The sequence below is a fragment of the Nitratidesulfovibrio sp. genome (genome assembly GCF_040373385.1).
GTDB lineage: Bacteria > Desulfobacterota > Desulfovibrionia > Desulfovibrionales > Desulfovibrionaceae > Cupidesulfovibrio.
In genome coordinates this window covers 88,096-113,920 of sequence record NZ_JBDXXH010000011.1, presented here as the reverse complement: position 1 = coordinate 113,920, position 25,825 = coordinate 88,096, and the positions used below count along the sequence as shown (strand labels likewise).

Below are 25,825 nucleotides of genomic sequence, written 5' to 3'. Positions count from 1 at the left end.
ATCACGGGTAACAGGTGAATGACGTGATACGAATAGCTCTGGTCGGATGCGGTCGCATTTCCAAGCGGCATTGCGAATTGCTGGGTGGGGGAATGATTCAGGGGGCAAGCCTTGCCGCCGTCTGCGACATCCGTCCCGAAAGGGCCGAGGCCGCTGGCGCCCAATGGAAGGTGCCCGCCTTTACCGACATGCACGAGATGATGCGCTTCCTGAAGGACGATGTGGACGCCGTGGCGGTGCTTACGGAAAGCGGCAACCACGCCCGCCACACCCTGGAATTGGCCCCCTACGGAAAACACATCATCGTCGAAAAACCCATGGCCCTCACCCTGGATGATGCGGACGCCATGATCCACGCCTGCGACTCCAACGGCATCAAGCTGTTCGTCATCAAGCAGAACCGGTTCAACCTGCCGGTGCAGAAACTGCGCGAGGCCCTGGAGGCTGGCAGGTTCGGTCGCCTGGTTCTCGGTACGGTGCGGGTACGCTGGTGCCGTACGCAGGCCTATTACGACCAGGATGCATGGCGGGGCACCTGGGCTCTTGACGGCGGGGTGCTGTCCAACCAGGCCAGCCATCACCTTGATCTGCTGGAATGGATGATGGGTGACGTGGAAAGCGTGTTCGCCAAAAGCACGCGGGCGCTGGTGGACATAGAGGCGGAGGACACGGCCGTGGTGGTGCTGCGGTTCCGCAATGGAGCGCTCGGCATCATAGAGGCCACCAATGCAACCCGCCCCAAGGATCTTGAAGGATCATTGTCGGTACTGGGCGAACTCGGAAACGTCGTCATCGGCGGGTACGCCGTCAACAAGATCGAAAGCTGGGCGTTCTCCCGTCCCCTGCCCAGCGATGAAGACGTGATGGCGAACTATTCGACCAACCCGCCTGACGTGTATGGCTTTGGTCACCGCAGCTACTACGAACACATCGTCAAATGCCTGAACACGGGCGGCAAGATGCTGGTGGACGGTCTGGAAGGCCGCCGCAGTCTGGAATTGATCATGGCCATCTACGAATCCGTCGAAACCGGAAAGGAAGTCTTCCTGCGGTTTGCCCCCCGCAAGTGCCGTCTGGGCATCGGTCACCCCAGGTAGGTGCCGCGCGGGGAGCGCAGCGGGCATGTTGCGCCCGGTGCGCATGTCGTTCGTGGGTGTCGATTTTCAAGGCTCCGGATCATCAGGGCGTGCCCGATGGTCTGGAGCCTTTTTGAACTCTGTCGGGTTTCTTTCTTCCGAGGATACCATCGCGAGGCTGATGGCGATTGCGGCTGGTCATAGGCCAAATAAAAAGGCCCCCTTTCGGGGGCCTTCATGATGAACGGGCAGGGGGCGCTATTCCACCGTCACGCTCTTGGCGAGGTTGCGCGGCTGGTCCACGTCCTTGCCGAGGTAATCGGCGGCCTCGTAGCTGAACAGTTGCAGGGCGGGCAGCACCAGAAAGGCGGCCATGGGCCCCCAAGCGTCGGGGATGGACCAGGGGTGGTCCACCTTCAGTTCCACGCCGGGGTTGGTCAGGGCAATGATCTTGCCGCGCCGGGCCTGCACTTCTTCGATGTTGGACTTCACCTTGGGGAACAGCTCGTCGTTGAGCGCCAGGGCAAAGGTGGGAAAATCCGGGTCGATGAGCGCGATGGGGCCATGCTTCATTTCGCCGGATGCGTAGCCCTCTGCATGGATGTACGAGATTTCCTTCAGCTTCAGGGCGCCTTCCAGTGCCAGCGGGAAGCAGTGGCCACGCCCCAGGTAGAAGAAGCTCTTGGCCTTGGAGTAGGTGCGGGCCAGCACCTGCGCCTCGTCGCGCATGGCGGGCAGCACGGTTTCCAACTGGTCCGGCAGCTTCCTGAGGGTTTGCAACACGTTGGCGCGCACCGTTTCGGAAAGGGCGCCGGTGCTGCGGCCCCAGTGCAGGGCCATCAGGGTCAGCAGCACCATCTGGCTGCACATGGCCTTGGTAGAGGCCACGCTGATTTCCGGCCCGGCCTGGGTGTAGATGACCGCGTCCGCCTCGCGCGCGATGGACGAACCCACCACGTTGCACAGGCCCGCCACCTTCACCCCGTGCTCCCGCGCTATGCGCAGGGCGGCCAGGGTGTCCGCCGTTTCGCCCGACTGGCTGATGACCAGCACCATGTCCGCCGGGTCCAGGATGATGTCGCGGTAGCGGAATTCAGAGGCGATTTCCACGTTCACCGGCACGCGGGCCCAGCTTTCCAGCAGGTGCTTGCCCCACATGCCCGCATGGTACGAGGTGCCGCAGGCCACGATGTGCAACCGTTTGGGCACGGGCAGCGCGGCCAGTTCCGGCAGGGTCACTTCCATGCGGTTCCAGTCCACGCGGCCCGCAAGGCAGTCGGTGATGACCTTGGGCTGCTCGAAGATTTCCTTGAGCATGAAGTGCTTGTAGCCGCCCTTCTGGGCCGCCTGCATGTCCCACTGGATGTGGTTGACGGTCTTTTCCACCGGCGAAAGGTCGGCGATGCGCATGACCTTCCACGCGTTGGCGTCTATGCGCACCAGTTCGCCGTCTTCCAGGAACACCACGTCGCGGGTGTAGGGCAGGAAGGCGGGGATGTCGGACGCCACGAAGTTCTCGCCGGTGCCCACGCCCAGGATCAGCGGGGCGGACAGGCGCGCGGCGTAGAGCACTTCCGGCTCTTCGGGCGTGGTCAGGGCCACGGCGTAGGCCCCGTGGGCCTGGCGCAGCGCCCAGGCAAAGGCGTCGAGCATGGTCGCGTTGTGCTTGCGGCCCTCGGAAATGAGGTTGGCCAGCACTTCGGTGTCGGTTTCGGAATGGAAGACGTAGCCCTTGGCGGCAAGGTCGGCCTTCAGTTCCGCGTAGTTCTCGATGATGCCGTTGTGCACGATGGCGAGGCCGCCGTCGTTGGACTTGTGCGGGTGGGCGTTGCGTTCCACGGGAATGCCGTGGGTGGCCCAGCGGGTGTGCCCCATGCCCGTGGTGGCCACGGTGTTGGGACAGGACGCCAGCTTTTCGTCAAGGGCGGAAAGCTTGCCCTCGGCGCGCACGGTGACCAGTTCGCGGTTCTGGACAAAGGCGACCCCCGCCGAGTCGTAGCCCCGGTATTCCAGGCGGCGCAGGCCTTCTATGATGAGGGGAACGGCGGGACGATGACCGGCGTATCCGATGATGCCGCACATAGGTGGTGTGCTCCTTGGCAGAGGCGCGGCGCAGGCCGCGCGGCGACGGCCTGGGTGGCCGCCGGAAGGTGTGGGCGAGGGCCGCAAGCTTTCGGAAAAGGCGGCGGCCGGTGCGGGAATCTTCCCGGTCGGCGCATGCCGCCCGAACGATTCCTCGCGGTGTGGCATGTATCAGGTTTGCGGCACGGTTCGCAACTGGTGTGGGGGCACGCGGCGGCGCGGAAAATGTGGTGCGCGCAAGAATGCGGCCTGCCGGAACGGGTGGCACAGACGGTTCGCGCATGCGCTGTGCACGGCGCTTGGGTGCCAGACAAAGGCGCGCCCGCGCTACCGCCCGAACAACCGCGTCAACCGTCCCAGTTCCGCGTACAGTCCGGCGTCCATCTGTTCCGGCGTCATCCGCCAGGCCCAGTTGCCCGCCGCCACCGAAGGGGTGTTCATGCGCGCCTCTGCCCCCAGCCCCAGCACGTCCTGCACCGGGGCCACGGCCAGTTCCGCCACGCTGCCCATGGCCAGGCGCAGCAGCACGCCGGGGGCCTCGTGCGGGGCAATGGCGTGCCCGACGTATTCTTCCACCCGCGCCCGCTCATGCGCCGGGGCAGCTTCAAACCATGCCCGCGTGGGCGCGTTGTCGTGGGTGCCGGTGTAGACAACGCTGCGCGCCTCGTGCCGGAAGGGGACATCCGGGTTGTCGGCGGGGTCGCCGCCAAAGCCGAACTGCAACACCTTCATGCCCGGCAGGCCGAAGGTCGCCTTCAATTCGCGCACGTCGGCGGTGATCACGCCCAGATCCTCGGCAATGAGCGGCAGCGCCGTGAACCGCCGGGCCAGCGTGCCGAACAGTTCCATGCCCGGCGCATCCACCCAGCGGCCATTGATGGCAGTTTCCTCCTCCGCCGGTATTTCCCAGTACCCCGCGAAGCCCCGGAAGTGGTCCAGCCGCACAATATCGGCCATGCGCAGGTTGTGCGCCACACGGCGCACCCACCAGCCAAAGCCGTCGCGCCGCAGGGCGTCCCAGTCGTACACCGGGTTGCCCCAGCGTTGGCCCGTGGCGCTGAAATAGTCCGGGGGCACCCCTGCCACGTGGGTGGGGGCGAAATCCTCGTCCAGCCGGAAATAGCCGGGGTTGGCCCACACATCGGCGCTGTCGTGGGTGACGTAGATGGGCACGTCACCCACCAGCCGCACGCCAAGGTCGGTGCAGGCGGCCCGCAGGTCGTACCACTGGCGGAAGAACAGGTACTGGCAGAAGCGCACGTGATCCAGCGCGGCGACCTCCTGCGCGTCCAGCAGGGTCAGGGCGTCCGGGTGGCGGCGGGCGAAGGGCTCGTCCCAGGTGGTCCAGGCTGCCCCGCCGAAGCGTTCCTTCAGCACCGTGAACCGCGCGTAGTCGTCCAGCCAGTGGGCGTTGCCCCGGCAAAAGCGCAGGTAGGCGGTGTCCATGCCCAGTTGGTGTCGGTTGCGTTCCCACGCGGCGCGCAACAGGATGCGGCGGTGTGCCTCCACGGCTTCGAACCGGATCGGATCGTGCGACACGTCCCGGAACTGTTCCGTCCCGGCGTCCACGTCGGCCCACGAGACAAAGCCTTCTTCGGCCATGCGTTCGGGGCTGACCAGCAGGGTATTGCCCGCGAAGGCCGAGGGGCTGGAATAGGGCGAGTTGCCGATGAACGTGGAGGTGGGCGCAAGCGGCAGGAACTGCCACACCGTCTGTCCGGCCCCGGCCAGCAGCCGCGCGAAGGCACGAGCCGCCGGGCCAAGGTCGCCGATGCCGAAGGCCGAGGGCAGTGAGGTAATGTGCAGCAGGATGCCGCTGGCGCGGACCGGTCGGGTCATGGCGTGCTCCTTGAAACATGTGCGGCGGCGAAAGATGCGTCCGGATCATTGTCGAGCGGGGCGATGGATGCATCCGACTGCGACGCTAGCATGAACGGAAACCGCGCGCCATGCGCGTAGACAGGGTGGTAGCGGGAAGGGGCGCGAGGTGCTGCGCATCGGGAGGGGAGGTACGCGGGGCCGGACTGGGACAAACGGGGCCGGGCCAAGCCGAGCGCTGCCGGGCGAGGCCAGGCGGAAACGTATGGGACAGCACCGTTCCCGCACGACAGCGTCACCGCAGCACGCGGTACCAGTACCCGTAGCTGGTGGTGAACCCAAGCCCCTCGTACAGCGCGCGGGCGGGCGCATTGCCCTGCCCCACCTGCAACCAGGCGTTGCGTGCGCCCTCACGCCGGGCAGCCATCAGCATGGCGGCAACCAGTGCGCGTCCGTGGCCTTGCCGCCGCAGGTCCGGGCGGGCCACCACGGCGAAGATGCCGTAATCGTCGCCCGTGCGCACCCCAAGGCCGCAGACGGCGGGCTGCCCGTTCACGGACAGCAGCCATGTCATACCGGCGGAACCAAGGGTGGCCAGCAGAATGCGCAGCACGGGATTTTCCGTGGCGCTGCCGGTGCGGCCACGCACTGCACCCTCTGCGGCCAGCCATGCGGCGTGGTCCACCATGGCGCACTGCCGGGATGGTGAGGGCGTGGTGGGCACGGTGGACGTTGTCACGGACCGGACTGCGGAACCATGGGGGGCGGTTTCCGCGCCCTCGGCCCAGTTCACCAGGTTCAGTTCCTGCACCAGCGTGGGGTCGGTGGCGGTGTAGCCCATGGCGGCCAGCACGGGATCAAGGCCGCATCCCGCGTCGCAATGGGGTGCCACCGTTGCGGCGCGTCCGGCCATTTCGGCAGCGCATTCCGTCGCCTCGCCTTCCAGCGGCTCCGGCACCCTGAATTGCGCGGGCAGGCCCCGCGCGGCGAACCATGCCTCGGCATCACGCACGTGGCCTTCGTCCCACGCAACGCCAGTGCCCGCAGGCAGCAACGGCACGCCGCTGTTGATGCGCATGGAATAGCCCCCGGCCGCGCGCAGCAGCAGGTTGCCCCGCCGTTCTTCCTCCTGCGCGGGCCACGCGGCGAAGCAGGCCGCCTCCAGCCGCAGGCAGCGGGCCAGCCGATCCTGATGGGCGGTACACGCCGGGGCTACCGCGAAAGTGAAGGGCTGGTGGTATGCGGCATCGAGCTTGATCACGGCTGTCTCCCGGTTCCCGAATTCATGACCACTCTCTTGTGCTGCGAACCATACATGCTGGGCCGCCCCAAAACGGAAGCCCCTGCGGCGTGGGCGGCAGGGGCGGAACATTTGCTTCGATGCTTTGCCGTTGCGGCTAATATGCGTACAGGAAACCGGGCGTAACCACCCGCGACGCCGGTTGCAGGTCCAGTACCGTTTCCAGCGCGTCGCGCAGCCACGAGGAAGGCTTGGGCTGTTCCACCAGCACTGGCCGCTCCGTGATGCCGCAAAGCTGCTGCAAGTCGGTCAGGGCCACGTCCATGCTGCCCAGGGCGTCCACAAGTCCCAGTTCGTGGGCCTGCCGCCCGGTCAGCGCCCGGCCGTCGGCCACGGCGCGCACCTTTTCCACCGGCAGGTTGCGCGAATTGGCCACCTCGGTCACGAACTGGTCGTACATGTCCATGACCAGCGCTTGCAGGTACTCGCGCTCCTGCGGGGTCATGGCCCGGAACGGGGAACCTGCGTCCTTCATGTCGCCGGAAACCAGAGTCTGCCGGGCCAGGCCCAGCTTGTCCATCAGGCCCTGCACGTTGGGCAGTTCCATCTTCACGCCGATGGAGCCGGTGAGCGTGGCGGGGTTGGCGATGACGCGCGTGGCCCCCAGCGAGATGTAGTACCCGCCGGACGCGGCCACGGTACCCATGGACACGACAACCGGCTTCACGCTGGACATGCGGCGCACGGCCTCCAGCAGTTCCTGCGATGCGGCAACGCCGCCGCCCGGCGAATCCACCCGCAGCAGCACGCCGCGCACCGTGGGATCGTCGCGCAGCGTATCCATCCACGCCGTGGTCTTGGAAATGTCGGTGATCATGCCTTCAACCCGCACCACCCCGACGCGCGGGCCCGCGAACGGACCCGCGCCGCCGGTCAGATGGCGCAAGGCGGCCGAAGCCCCCATGAAGAGGGCAACGGCCGCCAGAATGAGCAGGAATCCGAAGATGAACGGATGCCGCTGGCTGAAGGAGGGTCTAGCTGTCGGAAGCATCCTCTTCCAGCTTCTGCTTCAGCAGGTCACCAAGGTTCTGGCCGCCCGTATCAGCGGGGCCGGCGCGGAATTCCTTGGGCTTGCGACGTTCTTCCTCGTCCTTGAGCTGCTTGATGGACAGCCCGAGGCGACGTTCTTCGGCGGAGACGTGGATGACCTTGGCCTGAATGACCACGCCTTCCTTGAACATCTCGGAGGGCGACTTGATCTTCTTCTGGCTGATTTCGGAGACGTGGACCAGGCCTTCGATGCCTTCTTCCACTTCAACGAACAGGCCGAAGTCGGTGATGTTGGTCACGGTGCCTTCGATCAGCGCACCCACCGGGTAGCGCGAAGGCACGTGGGTCCACGGGTCTTCGGTCAGTTGCTTGATGCCGAGGGTGAACTTTTCGTTCTCCTGGTCGACGGTCAGCACCTTGGCCTGCACCACGTCACCGGTCTTGAACACTTCGTTGGGATGGCGGATCTTCTTGGTCCAGCTGATGTCGGACACGTGGATCAGGCCGTCGATGCCGTCCTCGATGCCGATGAACATGCCGAATTCGGTGATGTTCTTGATCACGCCTTCAAGGACGGTGCCTTCAGGGTACTTTTCGGCCACAACTTCCCACGGGTTCGGCTTGACCTGCTTCATGCCGAGGGAGATGCGCTTCTTGTCCTGATCGACGCCGAGGATGACCACTTCCACTTCGTCGCCCACGCGCACCATCTGCGACGGATGACGCAGCTTGCGGGTCCACGACATTTCGGAAATGTGGACCAGGCCTTCCACGCCGGGCTCCAGCTCGACGAACGCGCCGTAGTCCACCAGGTTGGTCACGCGGCCCTGCAGCTTGGCGCCTTCGGGGTACTTGGCGGTGATGTCCTGCCAGGGGTCGGCCACCAGCTGCTTCATGCCCAGCGACACCTTCTGGTTGTCGCGGTCGAAGGAGAGCACCTTCAGTTGCAGTTCCTGGCCAAGGGTGACCAGTTCCTTCGGGTGACGGATGCGCTTCCAGGACATGTCGGTGATGTGCAGCAGGCCGTCCAGCCCGCCAAGGTCCACGAACACGCCGTATTCGGTGATGTTCTTGGCCTTGCCGGTGACGATCTGGTTCTCTTCGAGAGTGCGCAGCAGATCCTGACGCTTGGAATCGCGTTCCTCTTCAAGCAGGACGCGGCGGGAAACGATGACGTTGCTGCGCCGACGGTTGATCTTGAGAACACGGAATTCGTATTCCTGGTTGACCAGCGCGTCCATGTCGGGGACGGGGCGCAGGTCCACGTGCGAACCGGGCAGGAAGGCTTCGACGCCGCCGAGATCGACGGTGTAGCCACCCTTGATGCGACGCACGATGCGGCCGGTGATGACCCCGTTGTTTTCCTGAATCTCTTCGAGCTTGTCGAAGAGCTGCATGCGCTTGGCCTTCTCGAAGGACAGGGTGATGGTGCCTTCCATCTCGTTCTTGCGAACGACGAAGACGTCCACCTTGTCGCCCACGGCGATGTTGACCTTGCCGGTGCTGTCCCTGAACTCGGAAGCGGAAATCTGCCCTTCGGACTTGAAGTTCACGTCGATGAGGACGCTGTCCTCATCCACGCGAACCACCTCGCCCTTGATGATCGACCCTTCTTCAAGGTCGCCGAAATCGGAGCTGAGGTAATTCTCGAGGGCGCTCTCGAAACTCAGATCCATTTCAAGAGCGGCGTTTTCCATGTTTTCGGGGGTTGCTGTCATACGTTTCCTCCAACCGACGCAAATTTTCCCGCCCAAAGAGCGGGATTGGTCTGCATAGCAGAATGCCCCGGGAATGACAACCGCGCGAGCCGCGGCGGACAGGTGGCGGGAAAGAAAGAGACGGTGGGGCGCGACGGGAACAAGGGTGGCACGGTGCGCGTATCCGCCATGCCCAGACGCCATGCCAGACGCCATGCCAGCCGCTATGCCCAGACGCCATGCCTGTCGCCATGAAGCGCGGCAGAACGCCGTCAGGGTTGCGGGCGGTGTTTCAGGCTGTACGTCACGGGGTGCCCGCCCTTTTCCAGCACCCCCCCAGGCCAGCAGCAATTCCAGCCAGGCACGAGCCAGCCCGGCGGCCACTCCCAGCGCGGCGGGCACCTCGTCCTCTTTCTTCGGGGTGTGCAACAACTGCGGCCGCACCCGGTGGACCAGTACCGGAAGTTCATCGACCGGGGGCAGCGGCACTGCCGCAAGCCCGTCCCGTTGCCGGGAGGGCGGCTGCGCGAACGGCTCCCCGCACGGTTGGACGGATGGCTGGGGCTCAGCCCGTTACGCCCCGGACAGACCTGTCGCTTCGTCGGGGCGCCCCGTGCCCGCTGGTACGCCTTATTCGGTGGTGGGTTCCGGGGGCGTCGTCGCGGCGGCATCCAGCAGCGACAGCGCCTGCACCCTGGGCGGCGCGGCAACGGGGTGGCGCAGCAGTGCCGTCAGCGCGGCAGGGTCGGCGGGTTCCGGCCAGGGGTGCGCCCCCTTGGCGCTCAACGCCTCCAGCCCGTCACGGCGCGTGCCTGTGGCGCGCACGTAGACCGGCACCAGCCGCAGCGTGTCCAACTGCTCCTGCGCTCCGGCCCAGGTGCCGCCCCTGCCCGCATCGCAGCAGACCACCAGTGCCGCGTTCGACAGCGCATGAATGAGTTTGTTGCGCTGCATGGCGTTGCCCGCGTTGAAGGCCGCGTTGGGGTCATACGGCGAAAGCAGCAGCAGGCGACCTTCCGCTATGGCGTTGCGATTTTCACGGCGCAGGGCGCGCGGCTCCAGCCCTTCGGCCAGCACGCTCACCGCCGTGCCGCCCGCTGCCAGTGCTCCGCCGGTGGCCGCCTCGTCGATGCCCCGCGCGCCGCCGGATACCAGCACCACCCCTGCTGCGGCGGCCAGACCGCCCACACCCGCCGCGTAGTCCAGCAGGGCATCGTCCGCATTGCGCGAGCCGACCACGGCCAGCCCTTCCCGTTCGAGCAGCGACAGGTTGCCGCAGGCATACAGGACCGGGGGGCTGTTTTCCTTCAACCGGCCCTTCAGGCGGGCGGGATATGCGGCGTCGGCACGACTGACCACCCGGATGGACCTGGCCTGCCAGCGTTGCACCGCCTGCCCCAGCAGAAAGCCGCGTCCCAGCAGCCGCCGCAGGCGCTCCGGCTCGACGATGTCGGCGCAGTCCGCGCACAGCGCCTCCCCGTCCGCCGCCAGCAGGTCGGCGGGCTGGCGGGAAAGCTCGCGCAGGCGACGGGCAAGGCGCTTGTACTCGCCAAGGTGCAGCACTTCCGCGGCCGGGCCGCCGTAGCCCATGGAACCCGACCCCACCAGCAGTGGGGCCGTCAGCAGCAGGATGGCCCTGGTATTCAGCGAAAGGGTGTCGTTCATCTATCCCTGACCTGTCCGGGAAAGCGCGACCGGCCACACCTCTCCGCTGCCGCCCCGGCGCAGCAGCCAGGCGGCCACGGTCAGCGTCCACCGCGAATCCACCATGTCGTCCACCAGCAGCACGGGGCCGGCGGGCAGGGGAACATCGGCAAGGCCCAGCGAACCGTCCACGTTGCGCGCCTGCTGCACGCTGTTGCCCATGGTTGCCTGCTCCGGCCTGTCTTCCGTCTTCTCCAATGCCGGAACAAACGGCAAGCCCAGCCGTGCTGCCAGACGGCGCGCGAAGTCCGGCACCAGGTCCGGGTGGCGCAGCGAAGGGATGCAGGTCACCCATTGCGGCGCGGGCTGGGGATCCCATCCCTGTACCATGGCGGCGCAGGCGTCCACCAGTTCATCGGCAAAGCGCCCGTCCCGGTGCTTTCCCTGCCGCACCGTGGTTCCCCAGCCTGCATCGCACCACGCGCTCAGGGCCATGCCCTGCATCGCCCGCTCGGCGGCGGGAATCCTGCCCCGGACATCGCAATGCGGCATGCCGCCCACGGGCCACTGCAACCGGGGTTCGATGGGCATGTTGCCCCGGCGCAGGAACGCCATGGCCTCGTGCACCAGCGCGGGGTCTGCGGCTTCCGGCAGGGGCGGCAGCGTGGGGGGCGTGATGTCCGCCACGTCCCCGTCCAACGCCCGCACCAGATGCTGCATGTGCCCCCCGAAGGGCAGGTCCACGTATTCCTGCATCTGCGCGTTTTCCGCATGGCGCAGCGCCGTCAGGCGTTCCGCCCGCTGCCAGAACGCCTCGGACAGCGGCGCCGCCGTCAATTGCCACCTGGTGCCTTGCCTGGCGATGGGCGCGGGCGATTCCAGCGACAGCAGGGTGATGCCCTTGTCGATGCGGCCCTTGCCCATGTTCACGCGGATCATCAGTTCCGGGGTCGAAAGCCCGTCCGGCGCGCCTTCCAGGGCATCCAGAATCTGTTGCACCTCGGCGCGGGTGGGAAAGGCGCTGCGGATGAACCAGTCGTTGATGTCGTCTTCTTCCGGCCCGCTCAGCAGCACGCCGTAGGCGGCGGGCAGGGCGCGTCCGGCGCGGCCCACCTGCTGGTAGTACGCCACGACCGACCCCGGCGTCTGGAAATGTATGACGAAGGCAAGGTCCGGCTTGTCGTAGCCCATGCCCAGCGCCGTGGTGGCCACCAGGGCCTTGACCCGGTTGTGCAGCAGTTCCTGCTCCAGGCGTTCCCGGTCCTCGCCGGTTTCGCCCGTGTAGGCCGCCACGTTGAACCCGCGCTGTTGCAGCCATGCCGCCACCAGCCCGGCATCGCGCACCGTCAGGGTGTAGATGATGCCGTGCCCGTCCAGTTCGTCAAGCCGCTCGGCCAGCCAGGCCAGGCGCCCGGCCCGGTCCGGCAGGCGGATGGTTTGCAGCGTCAGCGAGTTGCGGTTCAGGTTGCCCCTGGATACCGCAAGCCTGGGCCCCAGCACGGTGGCCAGGTCGGCCATGACCCGGTCGTTGGCGGTGGCCGTGGTTGCCAGCAGGCGCACGGTGGGGGGCAGGTTGGCGGCCATGCGCCCCAGCAGCCGGTAGTGTGGCCGAAAGTCGTGCCCCCAATCGGAAATGCAGTGCGCCTCGTCCACCACCAGCAGCGACACCCGATCCGCCACCGGGCCCAGCACCTGCGCCTGGAACCAGTCGTTGCCCAGCCGCTCCGGCGAGATGAGCAGGATGTCCACCTCGTCCCGGGCAAGCCGCGCCTCCACGTCCGCCCAGTCGTCCCGGTTGTCCGAGTTGATGGTGGCGGCCCGCACGCCCATGCGTTCGGCGGCGGCGATCTGGTTGCGCATCAGCGCCAGCAGGGGCGACACCAGCAGCGCGGGCCCCTGACCGGCGTCGCGCAGCATGCGTGTGGCAATGAAATAGACGAAGCTCTTGCCCCAGCCCGTCTTTTGCACCACCAGCAGGCGCCCCCGGCCTTCCACCACGTGCCGGATGGCGTCTTCCTGCCCGTCCCGGAATTCCGCCCCGGCCAGCCCGGACCCGGCGCGCAGCAGTTCCAGCGCCCGTTCATGCGAATAGGTCATGTCCACTCCCCGAAGCGTGAAAGGGTGTCTGCATCACGGCTGCGATGCGCATGCGTCGCCAGCATACGGACACGCCCCCGCCGGGGAAAGGCACCCGCGTACCACCGGACGCCCGCGTACCGCGCCCGCGCCCTTCGGGCCGGAAGCCAAGGGAGAATAGCGCAAGGCAAGGGACAAAGGGGCGTTCCGGAAACCGCACCTAGTCTTCCGGCTCGGCCAGGGCCACCAGATCGTAGGTCCGGGCTTCCACCATGTCCGCCTCCACCAGCGCGCCGGGCACCACCCCTGCCCCGCTCACGTAGGTCACCCCGTCTATCTCCGGGGCCTGGAACCAGGTGCGGCCGGTGTGCAGGCCGGGCCATTCGTCGTGGGGGGCGTCCACCAGCACGGGCAATCGCTGTCCCACGTAGGATTCCATGATCTCCTCGCTGATTTCGGCCTGCACTTCCATCAGCGCATCGCGCCGCCATTCCTTCACCTTGTCGTCCACCTGGTCGGGCATGGCGGCGGCGGGGGTGCCTTCTTCCGCCCGGTAGGCGAACACGCCAAGGTGATGAAAGCGCGTCTCCACCACGAAGTCGGTGAGCGCGGCGTAGTGTTCTTCCGTCTCGCCGGGAAAGCCCACGATGATGGACGTGCGCAGGGCCGCGTCCGGAAAGTGCTTGCGGATGCGTTCCACCACCACGCGGGGGTTGCGGGCGAATGGGCGCCCCATGCGGCCCAGCACGTCGGGGTGGGCGTGCTGCAGGGGCACGTCGAAATAGGGAACGAAAGGCGCGCCCGCCGCCGCGAGGTAGGACAGCAGGTCGTCGGTGAGTCCGGCGGGGTACAGGTACATCAGGCGCAGCCGGTCCAGCCCCGCCAGCGGCAGCAGCCGGTCCAGCAGGGGGCGCAGGTCGCCCTTGCCGCTTGCGCCATCCAGATCGCCGCCCCAGGCGGTGACGTCCTGGGCCACCAGGATCAGTTCGCGCACGCCCATGCCCAGCAGTTGCCGCGCCTCGCGTTCCAGTTCCGCCGCCGGGGTGGAGCGGTGCGCGCCGCGAATGGAAGGGATGGTGCAGAACGAACAGTTGTGGCGGCACCCGTCGCTGATCTTCAGCCAGGCGTACGACGGCCCGGTGGACAGAAGCCGCGTGCCCCCCGCGTAGCCGGGCGCCACGGTGCCAGCGCCGGTCACCCCTGTCATCCTGCCCCCCACGGCCCGTGCCAGCAGGTCCGGCCATGTCTCGATGGACTGGTTGGGCAGCCACAGGTCCACCTCCGGCAGTTCGGCGGCCAGATCGCGCTCGCCGTAGCGGCCCACCAGGCACCCGGCCACGGCCAGCAGGGGCCGCCGGGCCAGGCCGGAAATCTCGTCCACGGCCTCCACCACGGTGCGCACCGATTCTTCCACGGCGGGAAGGATGAAGCCGCAGGTATTCACGAGCACCACGTCGGCCTCGGCCATGCTGGCCACGGGATGCACGGGGGTGCCCAGCGCGCCCAGCAGGCGTTCGGTGTCCACGCGGTTCTTGGGGCAGCCAAGGCTGACGGAATAAACACTTATCATTGGATGACGTTCCGGGTATGGGAAGGATGGAGGGTACCACACGCCCCGTGGCGGCACATGCCGTGCCACGGAAGCCGATGCGCCTTCGGACGCCTGCGGCGGAAACCGCAGAATGGCCCGTGGGCGTGGTGCTGGGTGCCGCGTACCCGCAATGTGCGCCGGGCGCAAGCCCCGCGTCCGGCAGGCCGGGCGTGGAGCATGCTCCATCCCGGCATTCGCGCAGGACGTCCGCCGCCATCACTCCCCGGCCCAAGGAGCCCCGCATGACCACGCAGCCCTCTTCCGGCCCCCGCACACCGCACACCGCCACGCCGGAACCCGGCGATGCACCGTCCCGTCCCTCGACCGGCTGTCCCGAATGCGGCCAGATGCATGCCGGACAGGGCGAAAGAGACGTGCCCCCCGTCGGTGCCGCTGCCTTGGGCGAAACGGAAGGGTACGCTGCGCCGCGCCGCCCCTTTCCCGTGGCGCTGGCCGGGGTGGGCCGCGCCCTGCGCCCGGTGGCCGGGCTGCTGCAACGCCCCGATTTTCTCCAGGGCTTTCCGTGGGTGCATCTGGCGGGCATGCTGCTGACCGGGCAGGACCACGAAGCGTTGGCACATCACGCCTGCCAGCCGCTGAGCGCACCCGATGCCACGGGTACGCCGCACGAGTGCCGCACGCCGCTGCCCACTTCACCGCCCCTCGCCGTGCTGGAGGCCCGCGCGGGCCTGCCCCCCGCGCCGCCCGCGCCCGGGGGGGTGCCCCGCTTCGATGACGCCGCCGCCCTGTTCGCGGCCCGGCCCGAACTGCGCCTGGTCATCGACCTGACCGACGATGGCCGCCACATGGCCGACCTGCGCGCGGCGGCCCCCGCCGGGGTTTCGCTGCTGGACGCGGGCGGCGCGTTGTGGGTGTGGGAAATGCTGGCCTCGGAAAAGCTGTGCTCCACCTGCAACCTGCACCTGCGCGAGGCGCGCGACCTGTTCGCCACGCTCATCGACCAGGTGGACGAGGACATCCTGCTGCTGGACACCGAAGGCCGCATCGTGGACCTGAACCGCAACATCCTGCAACGCAAGGGCGGCACCAAGGACGACTGGATCGGCACCTGCTGCTGGCAACTGGACGGCGCCTCTTTCTGCTGCCCGCCCGAACACGGCGGCTGCACCTTTCGCGAAACCGTGAGCACCGGGCACAAGGCGGAGCGCATCCACACCAGGGTCAACGACGATGGCCGGGTGCAGTATTTCCGGGTGTACACCTACCCGGTCACCGACGATGCGGGCCGACTGACGCGGGTCATCGAGATGCGGCGCGACATCACCAACCGCACCAACATGGAAATCCGCCTGCAACAGGCCGAAAAGATGGCCGCCATCGGCGAACTGTCCACCTACGTGGCGCACGAGATCCGCAACCCGCTGTTCGCCATCGGCGGCTTTGCCAATTCGCTGCTGCGCTCGCCCTCGCTGGACGAGGCCGCGCGTGGCAAGGTGCAGGTGATTCTGGAAGAGTCGCGGCGGCTGGACACCATCCTGAAGTCCATCCTCAACTTTGCCCGGCCCACCTCGCCCCGCACGGGCGAAGTGGACCTGAACCTGCTGTCCCGCCAGACCATGGAACTGATGAGCATGGGCTTCGACCAGCGGCGCATCACGGTGGACATGCAGCTTGCGCTGGATATCCCCAAGGCCCACGGCGACGGCGAAATGCTCAAGCAGTGCCTGATCAACCTGGTGAAGAACGCGCAGGAAGCCATGCCCGACGGTGGCCGCCTGACCGTGCGCACCGGCATGAACCAGCAGCATGTGTATGTGGCCGTGGCGGACACGGGCGTGGGCATTCCGCCGGAACTGCACGACAAGATATTCAGCCCGTTCTTCTCCACCAAGGAGAAGGGCGCGGGCATCGGCCTGGCCATGAGCCGCAAGATCATCGAGGAAATGGGCGGCAAGGTGGACCTGCAAAGCCAGGTGGGCAAGGGCACCACCATCACCCTGTATCTGCTGCCGCTGCTGGCCGTGCCGCAATCGACGGAACCCGCGCGGGACGACCCGGCGGGCGAGGGCATGAGGGGCTGACCACACGTCGGCCCGTCTGGCCCGGCCCTGTCCCGTCTGGCCAATCTGGCCAGTCTGGCCACGCCGGGCTCTGCCCGCAGCCTGTCGGCACGCTATTGCCTCCGGGCCGATTCTTCCGCACAATGCGCACCGCGCGGCTTTCGCATGCCCCCGCGCCCGGCGGCCTTCTGCCTGGCCCGTGCCGTGGGGCTGCCCGCCGCCTTCACCCCAACCTCGAACATCATCGACACGCCATGACCACCCCCCCGAACAGCACCCCCACGAACATTACCCCTCCGAACAGCACCCCCCCGAACATTACCAATGACACCGCCGTCATCGTGCTGGCCACCCGCAACGCGGGCAAGATCCGCGAACTGAACGACATGCTGCAAGATACCGGTGTCACCGTGGTCGGCCTCGACGCCTATCCCGAAATCGGCGAAATCGAAGAAACCGGCACCACCTTCGAGGAAAACGCCCTGCTGAAGGCGCGCACCGTGGCCGAACTGACGGGCCGCATCGCCGTGGCCGACGATTCCGGGCTGGAGGTGGACGCCCTTGGCGGTGCACCCGGCGTGTATTCCGCCCGCTATTCCGCCGAAGACGGCGTGCCCGCCACCGACGCCCGCAACAACGAAAAACTTCTGGCCGCCCTGGCCGACGTGCCCGATGCGCAGCGCACGGCGCGGTTCCGTTCGGTGATAGCCGCCTGCGCCTCGGACGGGCGCCACATCACCGCCGCCGGGGCCTGGGAAGGCCGCGTGGCCGCCGCCCCGCAGGGCGACAACGGCTTCGGCTACGACCCGCTGTTCTTCGACCCGGAGCTGGGCCGCACCGCCGCCACCCTTACCCGCGACGAAAAGAACGCCCGCAGCCACCGGGGCAAGGCCCTGCGCCGCCTGCTGGAAATGTGGCCCGCCTTTGCGGGCGGCAAGAGCTAGCCCGCGCCGCACGCATCCGCACTGAACGCGCCCCGCCCGTTCCGGTTCATCCGGCGGCGCGGGGCGCTGCACATGCGCGGGGCCGCCTGCCTGCCTCGCCACCCCTCTCAGATGGCACGCCCCTTTTCCGTTCATGCGGCACGCGTCCAGCCCCCGTTCAAGGCGGCACCCCGCGAATTATCACGCCCCGCGCAGTCTAATCATTGCTCCTTCTCCCCCGCCCTCCCTTATATTGACAGTGCGGAGGCCGGACGCCTTTCGCCCTGGCCCGACGACCGGAACGACGAGGGGATGGCATGACGCTGCGTTTGAAATTGCTTGGGGGGTTCATTGGTGCCCAGGTGCTTACCTGCCTGCTGACGGCAGGGCTGCTGTGGTATTTCGGTTCTGATGCCATGCGCAGCGTCAATGCTGCGGGCGTGACGGCCATACGGCAGCGGGCCACGGACCAATTGTCGAGCATCCGCAGCTCCAAGGCATTGCACGTGGAGGATATGTTCCGCCGCATGCGCAACCAGCTACATACGCTGGCTGCGGACATTGCCGTGCACGACGTCGCGCGGGAGATACCTTCGGCGTTCCACGCCGCGGATCGGGAGTCGCAGGGGCAACTGACGCCCGAAGGGGCCAGGAGTGCCCTGTTGCAAGGCTATGCCGGTGCGGACTACCTGGGTGCCCCCTTTGCCCCGTACCCCCCCGGCCATGCCGCACGCGCCCCGGAACGCTACCTGCCGGAAACGACCAGCGGCATCCTGCTGCAAGCCATGTACGCCGTTGCGCCGGGCAACCCCAACCCGCCCGACCAGCGCCAGAACCTTACCCAACACCCGCTGCGCATCACGTACAATGCGCTGCATGCCCGCTATCACCCCTTCCTGCGGCAGTTCGTGCAGACGTTCAACTACGGGGACATCCTGCTTGTGGAACCTGCTACGGGCGTCATCATGTACAGCGTGTGCAAGCAGCCGGACTTCGCCACCTCGCTGCTCACCGGTCCCTACAAGGATTCCGGATTGGCAGAGGTCTTTCGCCGGGTAATGGCCAACCATTCGGGAAAAACTGCGGTGCCGGGGTCCTATCCCGTGGAACTGGGCGACTTCGCCCCGTACGAACCTGCCCGCAACGCGCCTTCTGCCTTCATGGCCACCCCGGTGCGGGATGGCGACGGCAAGGTGCTGGCCGTGCTTGCCTTCCGCATCAACGAGACCGGCATCAACCGCATCATGACCTCCGAAGGCAAGTGGGGGGACGTGGGCCTTGGCAAGACCGGCGAAACCTATCTTGTCGGCAGCGACAGGAAGACACGGTCCGTGCTGCGCGCATCGGACAGGCGGACCATGCTTGCGGACACCGTGGACACGGAAGTCGCGCGCAAGGCCCTGGCAGGCGATACCGGAGATGGAACCGGTACCGACTACCGGGGAAAGACCGTCCTTGCTTCGTGGCAACCGTTGCATATCGACGGGCTGTCCTACGGGCTTGTCGCGGAAATAGACACCGATGAAGCGCTTGCCGCCGCGAGTGACATAGCCGCCGTGAGCGACAAGGCAGAGCACAGGATGCTGACCGGCGTCGCCATCGTCCTGCTGTTGGCGGTGGCATTGGGTTCGGCATTTGCCTTCATGCTGGTGGCCACGATCTCCACGCCGCTGCGCAGGCTGTGCGCCTATGCGGGTGACGTGGCGAAGGGCGATCTGGATACGCACCCCGAAGGTGCATATCCCCCGGAACTGGACGCCTTGCGTCACTCCATCGAGCGCATGGTGCAGAACCTGCGCCAGCGCATCGAAGAGGCCGACGCCCAGGGGCGGGAAGCCGCGCGCATGGCCCGCGAAGCCCAGGACGCCATGAAGAACGCCACCGCATCCGAGACGCGCATCAAGCGCCTGATGGAGCGTATGACCGGCGCGGCGGGCAAGACGCGCACCGTGTCGGAGCATGTCTCGCACTCCATCGCCGACCTGACCAGCCAGGTGCACACCGTCACCGGCGGGGTGGAAACCCAGCGCCAGCGCATGGACGAAACGGCAGAGGCCGTGGCCGACATGCGGGTGACCGTGGCCAACGTCACCGACAACGCCCGCAGGGCCGCCGAGCAGGCGGACCTTTCGCGGGGCAACGCGGACGACGGCGCGCGCGGGATGCGCGAGACCGTGGCGGCCATCAACGGCATCCGCGAACGCATCCAGCGGCTGAACGAGGCCATGGGGCGCCTTGGCGTGGAGGCCGAGAACATCGGGCAGGTCATGTCGCTGATTTCGGACATCGCCGACCAGACCAACCTGCTGGCGCTGAACGCGGCCATCGAGGCGGCCCGCGCCGGTGACGCCGGGCGCGGCTTCGCCGTGGTGGCCGACGAGGTGCGCAAGCTGGCCGAAAAGACCATGACCGCCACCCGCGAAGTGGGCGAGACGGTGGCGCGCATTCAGGGCCACACGCGGGAGAATATCGCCGCCGTGGAACAGGCCGCCCGCGATGCCACGGCATCCGCCGAGTCGGCAGAGGCCGCCGGGCAGGCCATGGCCCGCATCGTCTCGCAGGTGGACGAAACGGCGGGCATGGTCCAGTCCATCGCCGCCGCCAACGGCCAGCAGGCGGCCGCCAGCGAGGTGGTGGGGCGCAGCGTGGACGAGGTGAACCGCATCGCCGGGGAAACCGCCGCGGCCATGACCCGCTTCACCGGCACGCTCAACGACATCTTTGCCCAGGTGCAGGAAATGTTCTCGATGGTCGAGGTCATTTGCGCCGGGGAGGACGGCGTGGCCCTGATGTCCGATGCCAGCGACGAGACCCTGATCCGCTGGACCGACGAGTTGTCCAACCTGTCCAGCATCGACGTGCAGCACAAGAAGCTGGTGGACTACATCAACGCCGTGCACCGCGCCGCGCGCACCAGCGACATGGCCGCCGTGCTCGAGGTGTTCGGGCAGTTGAAGGCCTACACCGTGGAGCACTTCGGGTACGAGGAACGGTTGTTCGACCTGCACGGCTACCCGGAAGCAGCGCAGCACAAGGACGTGCACCGACGTTTCGTGCAGCGGGTGCTGGAGTGGGAAAAGCAGGCGGCGGGCGGCAACCCCACGGTGGTCATGGAAATACTGCGCGGACTGGTGGACTGGCTGGTGTCGCACATCATGAAGGTGGACAAGCGGTACGAGGCCTTCCTGCGTGAACGCGGCGTGGAGTAGGCGCGCGGGCAAGATGAAGGGAGAAGGCGGTAAAAGGCGGCCCGGCATGCCGGGCCGCCTTTGCGTTTGGCGAACTATTTGGCGGGCTGGTCCGGCTGTGCCGGGGCGGCGGGGGACTGGGGAGAAGTCTGGGGCGCGGGCTGAGCGGCGGATTGGGGTTCCACCTGCTGCGACTGGGTCACGGGCGCGGTGGCGTTCACCGGCTGCACCACCTTGGTTTCGATGGGGGACACCAGGTTGCCGAACACCAGCAGCATGGCCCCGCCCACGGCCAGGCTGCGCGCGCGCATGCCCGCCGCCTGGTTGCCCGAGCGCCAGCGCAGCCAGTTGAAGGCGGCCCCGGCCAGCATGGCCATGCCGCACAGGTTCAGCAGATAGTTGATGGCATACATGGGCGGCCTCCTGCCGGATGATCGGCGGGTGTCGGGGTATGGCGTGGATGGGGCGGGTGGTTGTGCCCCGTGGGGGGGGAGAGGGGCAAGGCGAACCCCGCCGTGAAATTCTGTTGGCATGCCGGGCGGGTGGCGTCAAGTGGATGGGGGGGGAGGGGGGATGGGGAGCGCTGATGCGGCGGGGGAGATGGCGTGGGGGCGTCACGGCCTGATCTGCGCCCCCTCCCGGTCCTTGGACGAAGCGGGAAACGCCGTTTTGCTGCAAGTGCAAACGAGTCCTCAACCGGGCTCATGGGCATCGAAACGGAACAGGCCGACGGTCATGTCTGGCTGTTACCAACGAAGCAGCGGCTACCCTTTGACGATCCCTTCACGCCATGCATAGACGGCAACCTGCGTGCGATCGTTCAGGTAAAGCTTGCTCAGGATGTTGCCCACATGCGATTTGACGGTTTTTTCCGATATTTTAAGGCGTTCCGCGATTTTCATGTTTGAAAGCCCCTCCGCGATGCAGTGCAGCACTTCCATTTCGCGTTCGGACAGTTCTTCATGATACTGGTCCGTCTTCACTGCTTGCGAGCGGGTCTGCGCCACGACGGTCATGAGCGCCTTGGCAATGCGCGGACTCAGCGTGCCTTCTCCCGCCGCAGCCTTGCGCACGGCAAGGACAAGATATTCGGGCGTCGTGTCCTTCAGGATATACGAGATGGCCCCGGCCTGCGTTACCGGCACCACGTGCTCGTCGCCTTCATGTGAAGTGACCACGATGATCTGGCTGCGCGGGCTGGCTTTCTTGATCTGGCGCACGGTGTCCACGGCGGGCTGGTCCGGCATGAACAGGTCAAGCAGCACCACGTCCGGTGCGTGCCTTTGGGCCGCGTCCACCGCTTCCGCCCCGCTTGCCGCAACAGCCATCACTTCGATGTCGGGGGCGGTGGCCAGAAAGGCCGTCAGCCCCCTGCGCACCATTTCGTGGTCGTCCGCAAGGATGAGGGTAATCATTTCGGGCATGTGTCGTTTTTCCATGCAAGACGGATTCGGGTTCCCTCACCGGCGGTGCTTTCAAGTGCGAACGTGCCGCGCGGCACATCGCGCATCCTGCCGCGCATGGAGGTAATGCCGAATCCGTCCGTCTGTTTTGAAGTGTCGAACCCTGTTCCGTTATCGGCAATGGTCAGTGTGGCGGCATCTTGTTCGATGCTGCCCGTGATCACGATATGGGACGCCTTGCCGTGGCGCACCGCATTCATCAGCGCCTCCTGCACGATGCGCAGCACATGATGCTCGGTCTGTGCCGCGGGCTGGATGGGGGCTGTCCGGTCGAAATCGATACGCACGCCAAAGCGCCGCCTGAAATCATCGGCAAGGGTGGTCATGCGGTCGTAAAACGGAAGGTCGCCGGTTCCGGCGGGGCGCAATTGGGTGATGATTTCCGTCAGGTCGTGCTGCGCCTCGCGGGTAATGGCCTCTGCCTCAAGGATATGCTCGCGGGCGGCCTCCATCACGGCGGGCTTTGTCTTGGCGGTTGCCAACTGCAAGCCCAGCGCAAAGAGTTTCTGTTTCACCGTGTCGTGCAGTTCGCGCGCCATGCGATTGCGCTCGTCGCTGACAGCAAGGCCTTGCTTCAGGCGCAGGAACATCTCCAGATCCTGCGCCATGTCGTTGAGGTGCTGGCTGTGCCGGATAAGCACATCATCATCCGGCAGTGCAATGCGCGCCTCGAAATTGCCCTGGCGCCAGCTTTCCGTAACCGCGTTCATTTTGCGCAATTGCCGTGTCACGTAACGGGATGCCACGAATCCGCAGGCAATGCCGATGGGAACGGAACAGATGAACATGGGCGCCCAGACGAAGCGCAGAAACGCAAGCAGGCTTTGCAACTGTACCCACAGGCTGAATTCGGCGACATACAGGACGCGCACGCGTCCGATGCTCTCGTTGCCGTCGTCCGGTATGGGCATGTCCACCCAGATGGGGCCATTGTCCCCCAGCTTCCTGATGTTGCTGCCTGCGGCGGATGATGCAGCCTGCGCGGCGAATTGCGTGGCTGCCCTTTCCGGGAGCATGGCCGGGTCTGACAGCAGCAGCTCGCCGTTTTTGTCCAGAATCTGCACATACACTTCGGGGCGGCTGGAACTGGTGATGCGGTAGATCGAAGTGCCGCTCCCATGTTCCAGGTTCAGCAGTTTTTTAGCGATGTTGTCCCGCGCCTTTTCCAGCCATTCGGTGTTCCCCCCATCGCGGATTCCCTGCGCCAGGGTAAGTCTTTCGCTGGCCACCTGTTCCCCGACGCTGTCGAGGTTGAGCGTGGCGTGGAAATCCTTGTAATCATCCATGCCGTAGAGCAGCAGGATGAGTACCGTCAGTGCGCAGAAGGCCAGCAGGGTGTAGCTGATGGCAAGCTGGCACCACAGGCGTTTCATGAACGCCGGGCAATGCGTACGCCAGTTCTTCATATCCCTCCCCATAAAGGCTCCCTTCGGGAATTGCATCCGCCTCAGGTCGGATTGGGCCCTTTTTTTGGACCCAATCCGACCTGAGGCGGATGTGCCGCGTGGCGTCTTTCTGCATGTTCATGCGCATGCTGCGCGGGATCTGCCGGGTTCCGAAAGAAGTTGCCCTGTTGCACGGCGGTGGGCAGTGCTGTCCGCCTCCAGCCGTTTTCGGGACATTTCGTCAGGATAGCGGGCAAGGCGGCACACCCTGTCTGCGCGCGGCGAAAACGGACACCTTATCAAGGAGCGGTTGCATGAAGATCGGAACTGCCAACGCACAATGGCCGGAGATTGAAGAAATGCAGAAAGCCGTTTCCCAGGCCGGGGCCGATACCGCCGGGGGAAAAAAAGCCGGTTCCCTTTTGCCGCAGGACACGGTGGACATTTCCCCGGAGGGCAAGCGGAAGTCCACGGCGCTGCAGTCCGCCATCGCCGCCGAAGGCGACGGTGCCGGCGATCCGGATGTCGATGCCGGTGGATCGGGGCAGGCTGTCGGTGAAACGAGCACGTCTGCCAGTGAAGCAGGCCAGACAACTGGTGAAGCCGACCAGACTGCCAGCGAGGCAGGCGCGTCCGTCGGTGAAGCCGGGCAGTCCGGTGGCGGAGCCGGTGACGGCGGCGGCATTACCGGTGGCGATTCCGGCACGGCAACCACGGTAACGGTTGCCGAGCTGAAAGAGCAACTACAGTCAAAGAAGAACTCGATCAAAGCCAGGCAGGCCGACCTGGAGGCGGCCAAGGCCCAGGCTGAAGGCGACCTTTTGAAGCAGGGCGAGGTCAAACGGTTGCAGCAGTCCCTTTCGACGCTGGAGAAGGAAGCCGCCAAGCTTCAGTCCGCGATATATTCTTCCTGAACGTAGCTTCGGACAATATGCCCTCCGGTTTTCGCGCAAGGCCGGGCTTCTGTGCGCCAGAAGTCCGGCCTTGTGCGTCTGTGATGCGGCTGTCTTCCGTTCACTCCGCCTCAAGGCGGATGTGCCTTGCGGCAAGAACCGTCATGGTCATGCCCGCGATGCACTTTCGCATGCGAAACAGGAAGGAGCTACCCATGTTGCACAGTCTGCGTTCAATCACGTTTGCATGCATCGTCATGCTTGCCGCCATGTCCGCCAGTGCCCATGCCGAGGATGATGGCTGGCCCACCCGACAAGCGGAACAGCAAGACGGTTCCGCCGCACAACCGGGCACGAGGAACTGGGAAGTTTCAGTGGGCGGCGGAGCGCTTTACGGGCCTGCCTATGAAGGTTCCGACAGGTACAAGGTCGCGCCAATCCCCGATATTTCCGTGAGCTACAAGGAGGGTTTGTTCTTCGCGAACATCTGGGACGGAATCGGCAGTTATCCCCTGATGGGCGAGGACTACAAGGTTGGCGCCTCGGTGGGGTACGCCCCGGGCCGACAGGAAGACGACGACAGGGATACCCTGCGCGGCATGGGCGACATCGACGGGGGTGCGACGGCCAACCTGATGGGGGAGTACAGCTTTGGCCAAATCACTGCGTCCGGAAAAATTTCAACGGGGACGGAAGATTACGGCACGACGGCAAAGCTGGAACTGGGCACCATGTTTCCCGTTGCCGAGCGGTTCACGGTCATGGGGTCGGCTGGTGCAACCTGGGCCGATGAAGAACACATGGAGACCTACTTCGGCGTTTCTTCCGCACAATCCGCGCGTTCCGGCCACAGGCGCCATCATGCGGACGCCGGTATCAAGTCCGTCGGCTTCACCGTCGGCGTCATTTATTCCGTTACGGATAAGTGGGATGTAAAGCTTATGGTGATGGGCGATCAACTGTTGGGCGATGCGGCGGACAGCCCGATCGTGAAGAGCGAGTTCAATCCGTCAGTATTGCTGTCCGTAAGCTATACATTCGACTTCGACTAAGTGGATGCGCACTCAACATTGCGTTTGTATGTCAACATGCATGAACGAGACGAATCAGGTGAAACTCATGGGTACAGCACGCAAGGCAACGTTCAATAAGCGGGAATTCGTTTCTGTAGGGTTGCTGATGACTGCGGCGGTTCTGGTGATAACGGCGGTAGTGATTCAGGTGTTCGAAGCATTGGAGGACAACTTCTACATGCATCTTTTTTTTGTGGCGCATATTTTTACAGGGGTTGCGTTTGCCGTGCTGGCCGTGATGCATGCCAACATGAACTGGGAATCCATCGATGGGTATTTGGGCAGCGGAGAGATGGTCGCCAGCAGAGAGGTACTCTGTGCGGCCCTGCTGACCGTGACGACCGTCATTGCGGGTTTTCTTTTTGTGTATTTCGTAATGTATTGAAAGCATGTCTTCGGTAGGGGGCGGAGCGGCAGGGTGGCTGGCAGGCGAGGCGTTTTCAGCCCGCCGGGGGGCAGGGCGCAATCGCGCAATGGACGCGTTGAAAACGCTGGTGTGTCTTCGTGGAAGCCGTTACCGATGGGGCAGGCCCGGACAGGGTCTGGCAGGACTGGACAGGGTCTGGCAGGACTGGGCAGAATCGGGGGCCGGACGGGCCTCCATA

Annotated in this window: 18 protein-coding genes; 7 read left to right on the top strand and 11 right to left on the bottom strand. The window is 65.9% G+C overall.

All coding sequences use genetic code 11. The features are described 5' to 3' along the window. Positions 1-14: 14 nt before the first annotated feature. Entirely contained in the window at positions 15-1,097 is a 1,083-nt protein-coding gene (locus tag ABWO17_RS15880) for a Gfo/Idh/MocA family protein (RefSeq protein ID WP_353120243.1), read from the top strand. A 237-nt stretch (positions 1,098-1,334) separates the two neighbouring features. Here the strand turns inward: ABWO17_RS15880 and glmS are convergent, their stop codons facing one another. The 8 genes from glmS to rimO all read right to left on the bottom strand — a co-directional run bounded on the left by glmS (position 1,335) and on the right by rimO (position 14,253). Then, the gene (gene glmS / locus ABWO17_RS15875; RefSeq protein WP_353120241.1) at positions 1,335-3,158 is read right to left on the bottom strand and encodes a glutamine--fructose-6-phosphate transaminase (isomerizing); all 1,824 of its coding nucleotides are present in this window, start codon (positions 3,156-3,158) and stop codon (positions 1,335-1,337) included. Positions 3,159-3,485: 327 nt separating this feature from the next. After that, a complete protein-coding gene (malQ, locus tag ABWO17_RS15870) occupies positions 3,486-5,033 on the bottom strand; it encodes a 4-alpha-glucanotransferase (RefSeq protein ID WP_353120253.1) in 1,548 nt (515 codons plus the stop codon). A 238-nt stretch (positions 5,034-5,271) separates the two neighbouring features. Then, the gene (locus ABWO17_RS15865) at positions 5,272-6,237 is read right to left on the bottom strand and encodes a GNAT family N-acetyltransferase (protein WP_353120239.1); all 966 of its coding nucleotides are present in this window, start codon (positions 6,235-6,237) and stop codon (positions 5,272-5,274) included. A gap of 136 nt (positions 6,238-6,373) precedes the next feature. Continuing rightward, positions 6,374-7,267 carry a signal peptide peptidase SppA gene (gene sppA / locus ABWO17_RS15860; protein ID WP_353120237.1) on the bottom strand — a complete coding sequence of 298 codons (894 nt, stop codon included), beginning with the start codon at positions 7,265-7,267 and terminating at the stop codon, positions 6,374-6,376. Then, positions 7,251-8,984: a 30S ribosomal protein S1 gene (locus ABWO17_RS15855; protein WP_353120235.1), complete on the bottom strand. Its 1,734-nt coding sequence runs from the start codon at positions 8,982-8,984 to the stop codon at positions 7,251-7,253. The genes sppA and ABWO17_RS15855 overlap by 17 nt, the downstream gene beginning before the upstream one ends. A 609-nt stretch (positions 8,985-9,593) precedes the next feature. Then, complete coding sequence (locus ABWO17_RS15850; RefSeq protein ID WP_353120234.1) at positions 9,594-10,628, bottom strand: DNA-processing protein DprA; 1,035 nt, start codon at positions 10,626-10,628, stop codon at positions 9,594-9,596. Then, complete coding sequence (locus ABWO17_RS15845; RefSeq protein WP_353120232.1) at positions 10,629-12,704, bottom strand: RecQ family ATP-dependent DNA helicase; 2,076 nt, start codon at positions 12,702-12,704, stop codon at positions 10,629-10,631. A 199-nt stretch (positions 12,705-12,903) separates the two neighbouring features. Then, positions 12,904-14,253, bottom strand: coding sequence for a 30S ribosomal protein S12 methylthiotransferase RimO (gene rimO, locus ABWO17_RS15840; protein ID WP_353120230.1), 1,350 nt, complete (start codon positions 14,251-14,253; stop codon positions 12,904-12,906). A gap of 263 nt (positions 14,254-14,516) precedes the next feature. On the opposite strand from rimO, the gene ABWO17_RS15835 reads away from it, so the two are divergent. The 3 genes from ABWO17_RS15835 to ABWO17_RS15825 all read left to right on the top strand — a co-directional run bounded on the left by ABWO17_RS15835 (position 14,517) and on the right by ABWO17_RS15825 (position 20,427). Then, positions 14,517-16,316 (top strand): two-component system sensor histidine kinase NtrB, encoded by a 1,800-nt coding sequence (locus ABWO17_RS15835; protein ID WP_353120228.1) that lies wholly within the window; start codon positions 14,517-14,519, stop codon positions 16,314-16,316. Positions 16,317-16,549: 233 nt separating this feature from the next. Beyond that, on the top strand, positions 16,550-17,239 hold the full coding sequence (locus tag ABWO17_RS15830) for an XTP/dITP diphosphatase (protein ID WP_353120226.1): 690 nt from the start codon (positions 16,550-16,552) through the stop codon (positions 17,237-17,239). A gap of 296 nt (positions 17,240-17,535) precedes the next feature. Next, positions 17,536-20,427, top strand: coding sequence for a bacteriohemerythrin (locus tag ABWO17_RS15825; RefSeq protein WP_353120224.1), 2,892 nt, complete (start codon positions 17,536-17,538; stop codon positions 20,425-20,427). 74 nt (positions 20,428-20,501) lie between these two features. On the opposite strand, the gene ABWO17_RS15820 is transcribed toward ABWO17_RS15825, so the two are convergent. From ABWO17_RS15820 to ABWO17_RS15810, 3 genes are all read right to left on the bottom strand, one after another. After that, positions 20,502-20,819, bottom strand: a complete 318-nt coding sequence (locus tag ABWO17_RS15820) for a hypothetical protein (RefSeq protein WP_353120222.1) — start codon at positions 20,817-20,819, stop codon at positions 20,502-20,504. Positions 20,820-21,170: 351 nt separating this feature from the next. Continuing rightward, a complete protein-coding gene (locus ABWO17_RS15815; protein ID WP_353120220.1) occupies positions 21,171-21,830 on the bottom strand; it encodes a response regulator in 660 nt (219 codons plus the stop codon). Then, a complete protein-coding gene (locus ABWO17_RS15810) occupies positions 21,818-23,275 on the bottom strand; it encodes a sensor histidine kinase (protein ID WP_353120218.1) in 1,458 nt (485 codons plus the stop codon). The genes ABWO17_RS15815 and ABWO17_RS15810 overlap by 13 nt, the downstream gene beginning before the upstream one ends. 293 nt (positions 23,276-23,568) lie before the next feature. On the opposite strand from ABWO17_RS15810, the gene ABWO17_RS15805 reads away from it, so the two are divergent. The 3 genes from ABWO17_RS15805 to ABWO17_RS15795 all read left to right on the top strand — a co-directional run bounded on the left by ABWO17_RS15805 (position 23,569) and on the right by ABWO17_RS15795 (position 25,605). Then, positions 23,569-24,168, top strand: coding sequence for a hypothetical protein (locus ABWO17_RS15805; protein WP_353120216.1), 600 nt, complete (start codon positions 23,569-23,571; stop codon positions 24,166-24,168). 194 nt (positions 24,169-24,362) lie between these two features. Beyond that, entirely contained in the window at positions 24,363-25,199 is an 837-nt protein-coding gene (locus ABWO17_RS15800) for a MipA/OmpV family protein (RefSeq protein WP_353120214.1), read from the top strand. 67 nt (positions 25,200-25,266) lie between these two features. Beyond that, positions 25,267-25,605: a hypothetical protein gene (locus tag ABWO17_RS15795; protein WP_353120212.1), complete on the top strand. Its 339-nt coding sequence runs from the start codon at positions 25,267-25,269 to the stop codon at positions 25,603-25,605. Positions 25,606-25,825 lie beyond the last annotated feature (220 nt).

Excerpts from the sequence above, each read along its gene's own strand:
- glmS (WP_353120241.1), bottom strand. The coding sequence starts at position 3,158 with ATGTGCGGCATCATCGGATACGCCGGTCATCGTCCCGCCGTTCCCCTC.
- sppA (WP_353120237.1), bottom strand. The coding sequence starts at position 7,267 with ATGCTTCCGACAGCTAGACCCTCCTTCAGCCAGCGGCATCCGTTCATC.
- ABWO17_RS15855 (WP_353120235.1), bottom strand. The coding sequence starts at position 8,984 with ATGACAGCAACCCCCGAAAACATGGAAAACGCCGCTCTTGAAATGGAT.
- ABWO17_RS15850 (WP_353120234.1), bottom strand. The coding sequence starts at position 10,628 with ATGAACGACACCCTTTCGCTGAATACCAGGGCCATCCTGCTGCTGACG.
- ABWO17_RS15845 (WP_353120232.1), bottom strand. The coding sequence starts at position 12,704 with ATGACCTATTCGCATGAACGGGCGCTGGAACTGCTGCGCGCCGGGTCC.
- rimO (WP_353120230.1), bottom strand. The coding sequence starts at position 14,253 with ATGATAAGTGTTTATTCCGTCAGCCTTGGCTGCCCCAAGAACCGCGTG.
- ABWO17_RS15835 (WP_353120228.1), top strand. The coding sequence starts at position 14,517 with ATGACCACGCAGCCCTCTTCCGGCCCCCGCACACCGCACACCGCCACG.
- ABWO17_RS15830 (WP_353120226.1), top strand. The coding sequence starts at position 16,550 with ATGACCACCCCCCCGAACAGCACCCCCACGAACATTACCCCTCCGAAC.
- ABWO17_RS15825 (WP_353120224.1), top strand. The coding sequence starts at position 17,536 with ATGACGCTGCGTTTGAAATTGCTTGGGGGGTTCATTGGTGCCCAGGTG.
- ABWO17_RS15820 (WP_353120222.1), bottom strand. The coding sequence starts at position 20,819 with ATGTATGCCATCAACTATCTGCTGAACCTGTGCGGCATGGCCATGCTG.
- ABWO17_RS15815 (WP_353120220.1), bottom strand. The coding sequence starts at position 21,830 with ATGCCCGAAATGATTACCCTCATCCTTGCGGACGACCACGAAATGGTG.
- ABWO17_RS15810 (WP_353120218.1), bottom strand. The coding sequence starts at position 23,275 with ATGAAGAACTGGCGTACGCATTGCCCGGCGTTCATGAAACGCCTGTGG.
- ABWO17_RS15805 (WP_353120216.1), top strand. The coding sequence starts at position 23,569 with ATGAAGATCGGAACTGCCAACGCACAATGGCCGGAGATTGAAGAAATG.
- ABWO17_RS15800 (WP_353120214.1), top strand. The coding sequence starts at position 24,363 with ATGTTGCACAGTCTGCGTTCAATCACGTTTGCATGCATCGTCATGCTT.
- ABWO17_RS15795 (WP_353120212.1), top strand. The coding sequence starts at position 25,267 with ATGGGTACAGCACGCAAGGCAACGTTCAATAAGCGGGAATTCGTTTCT.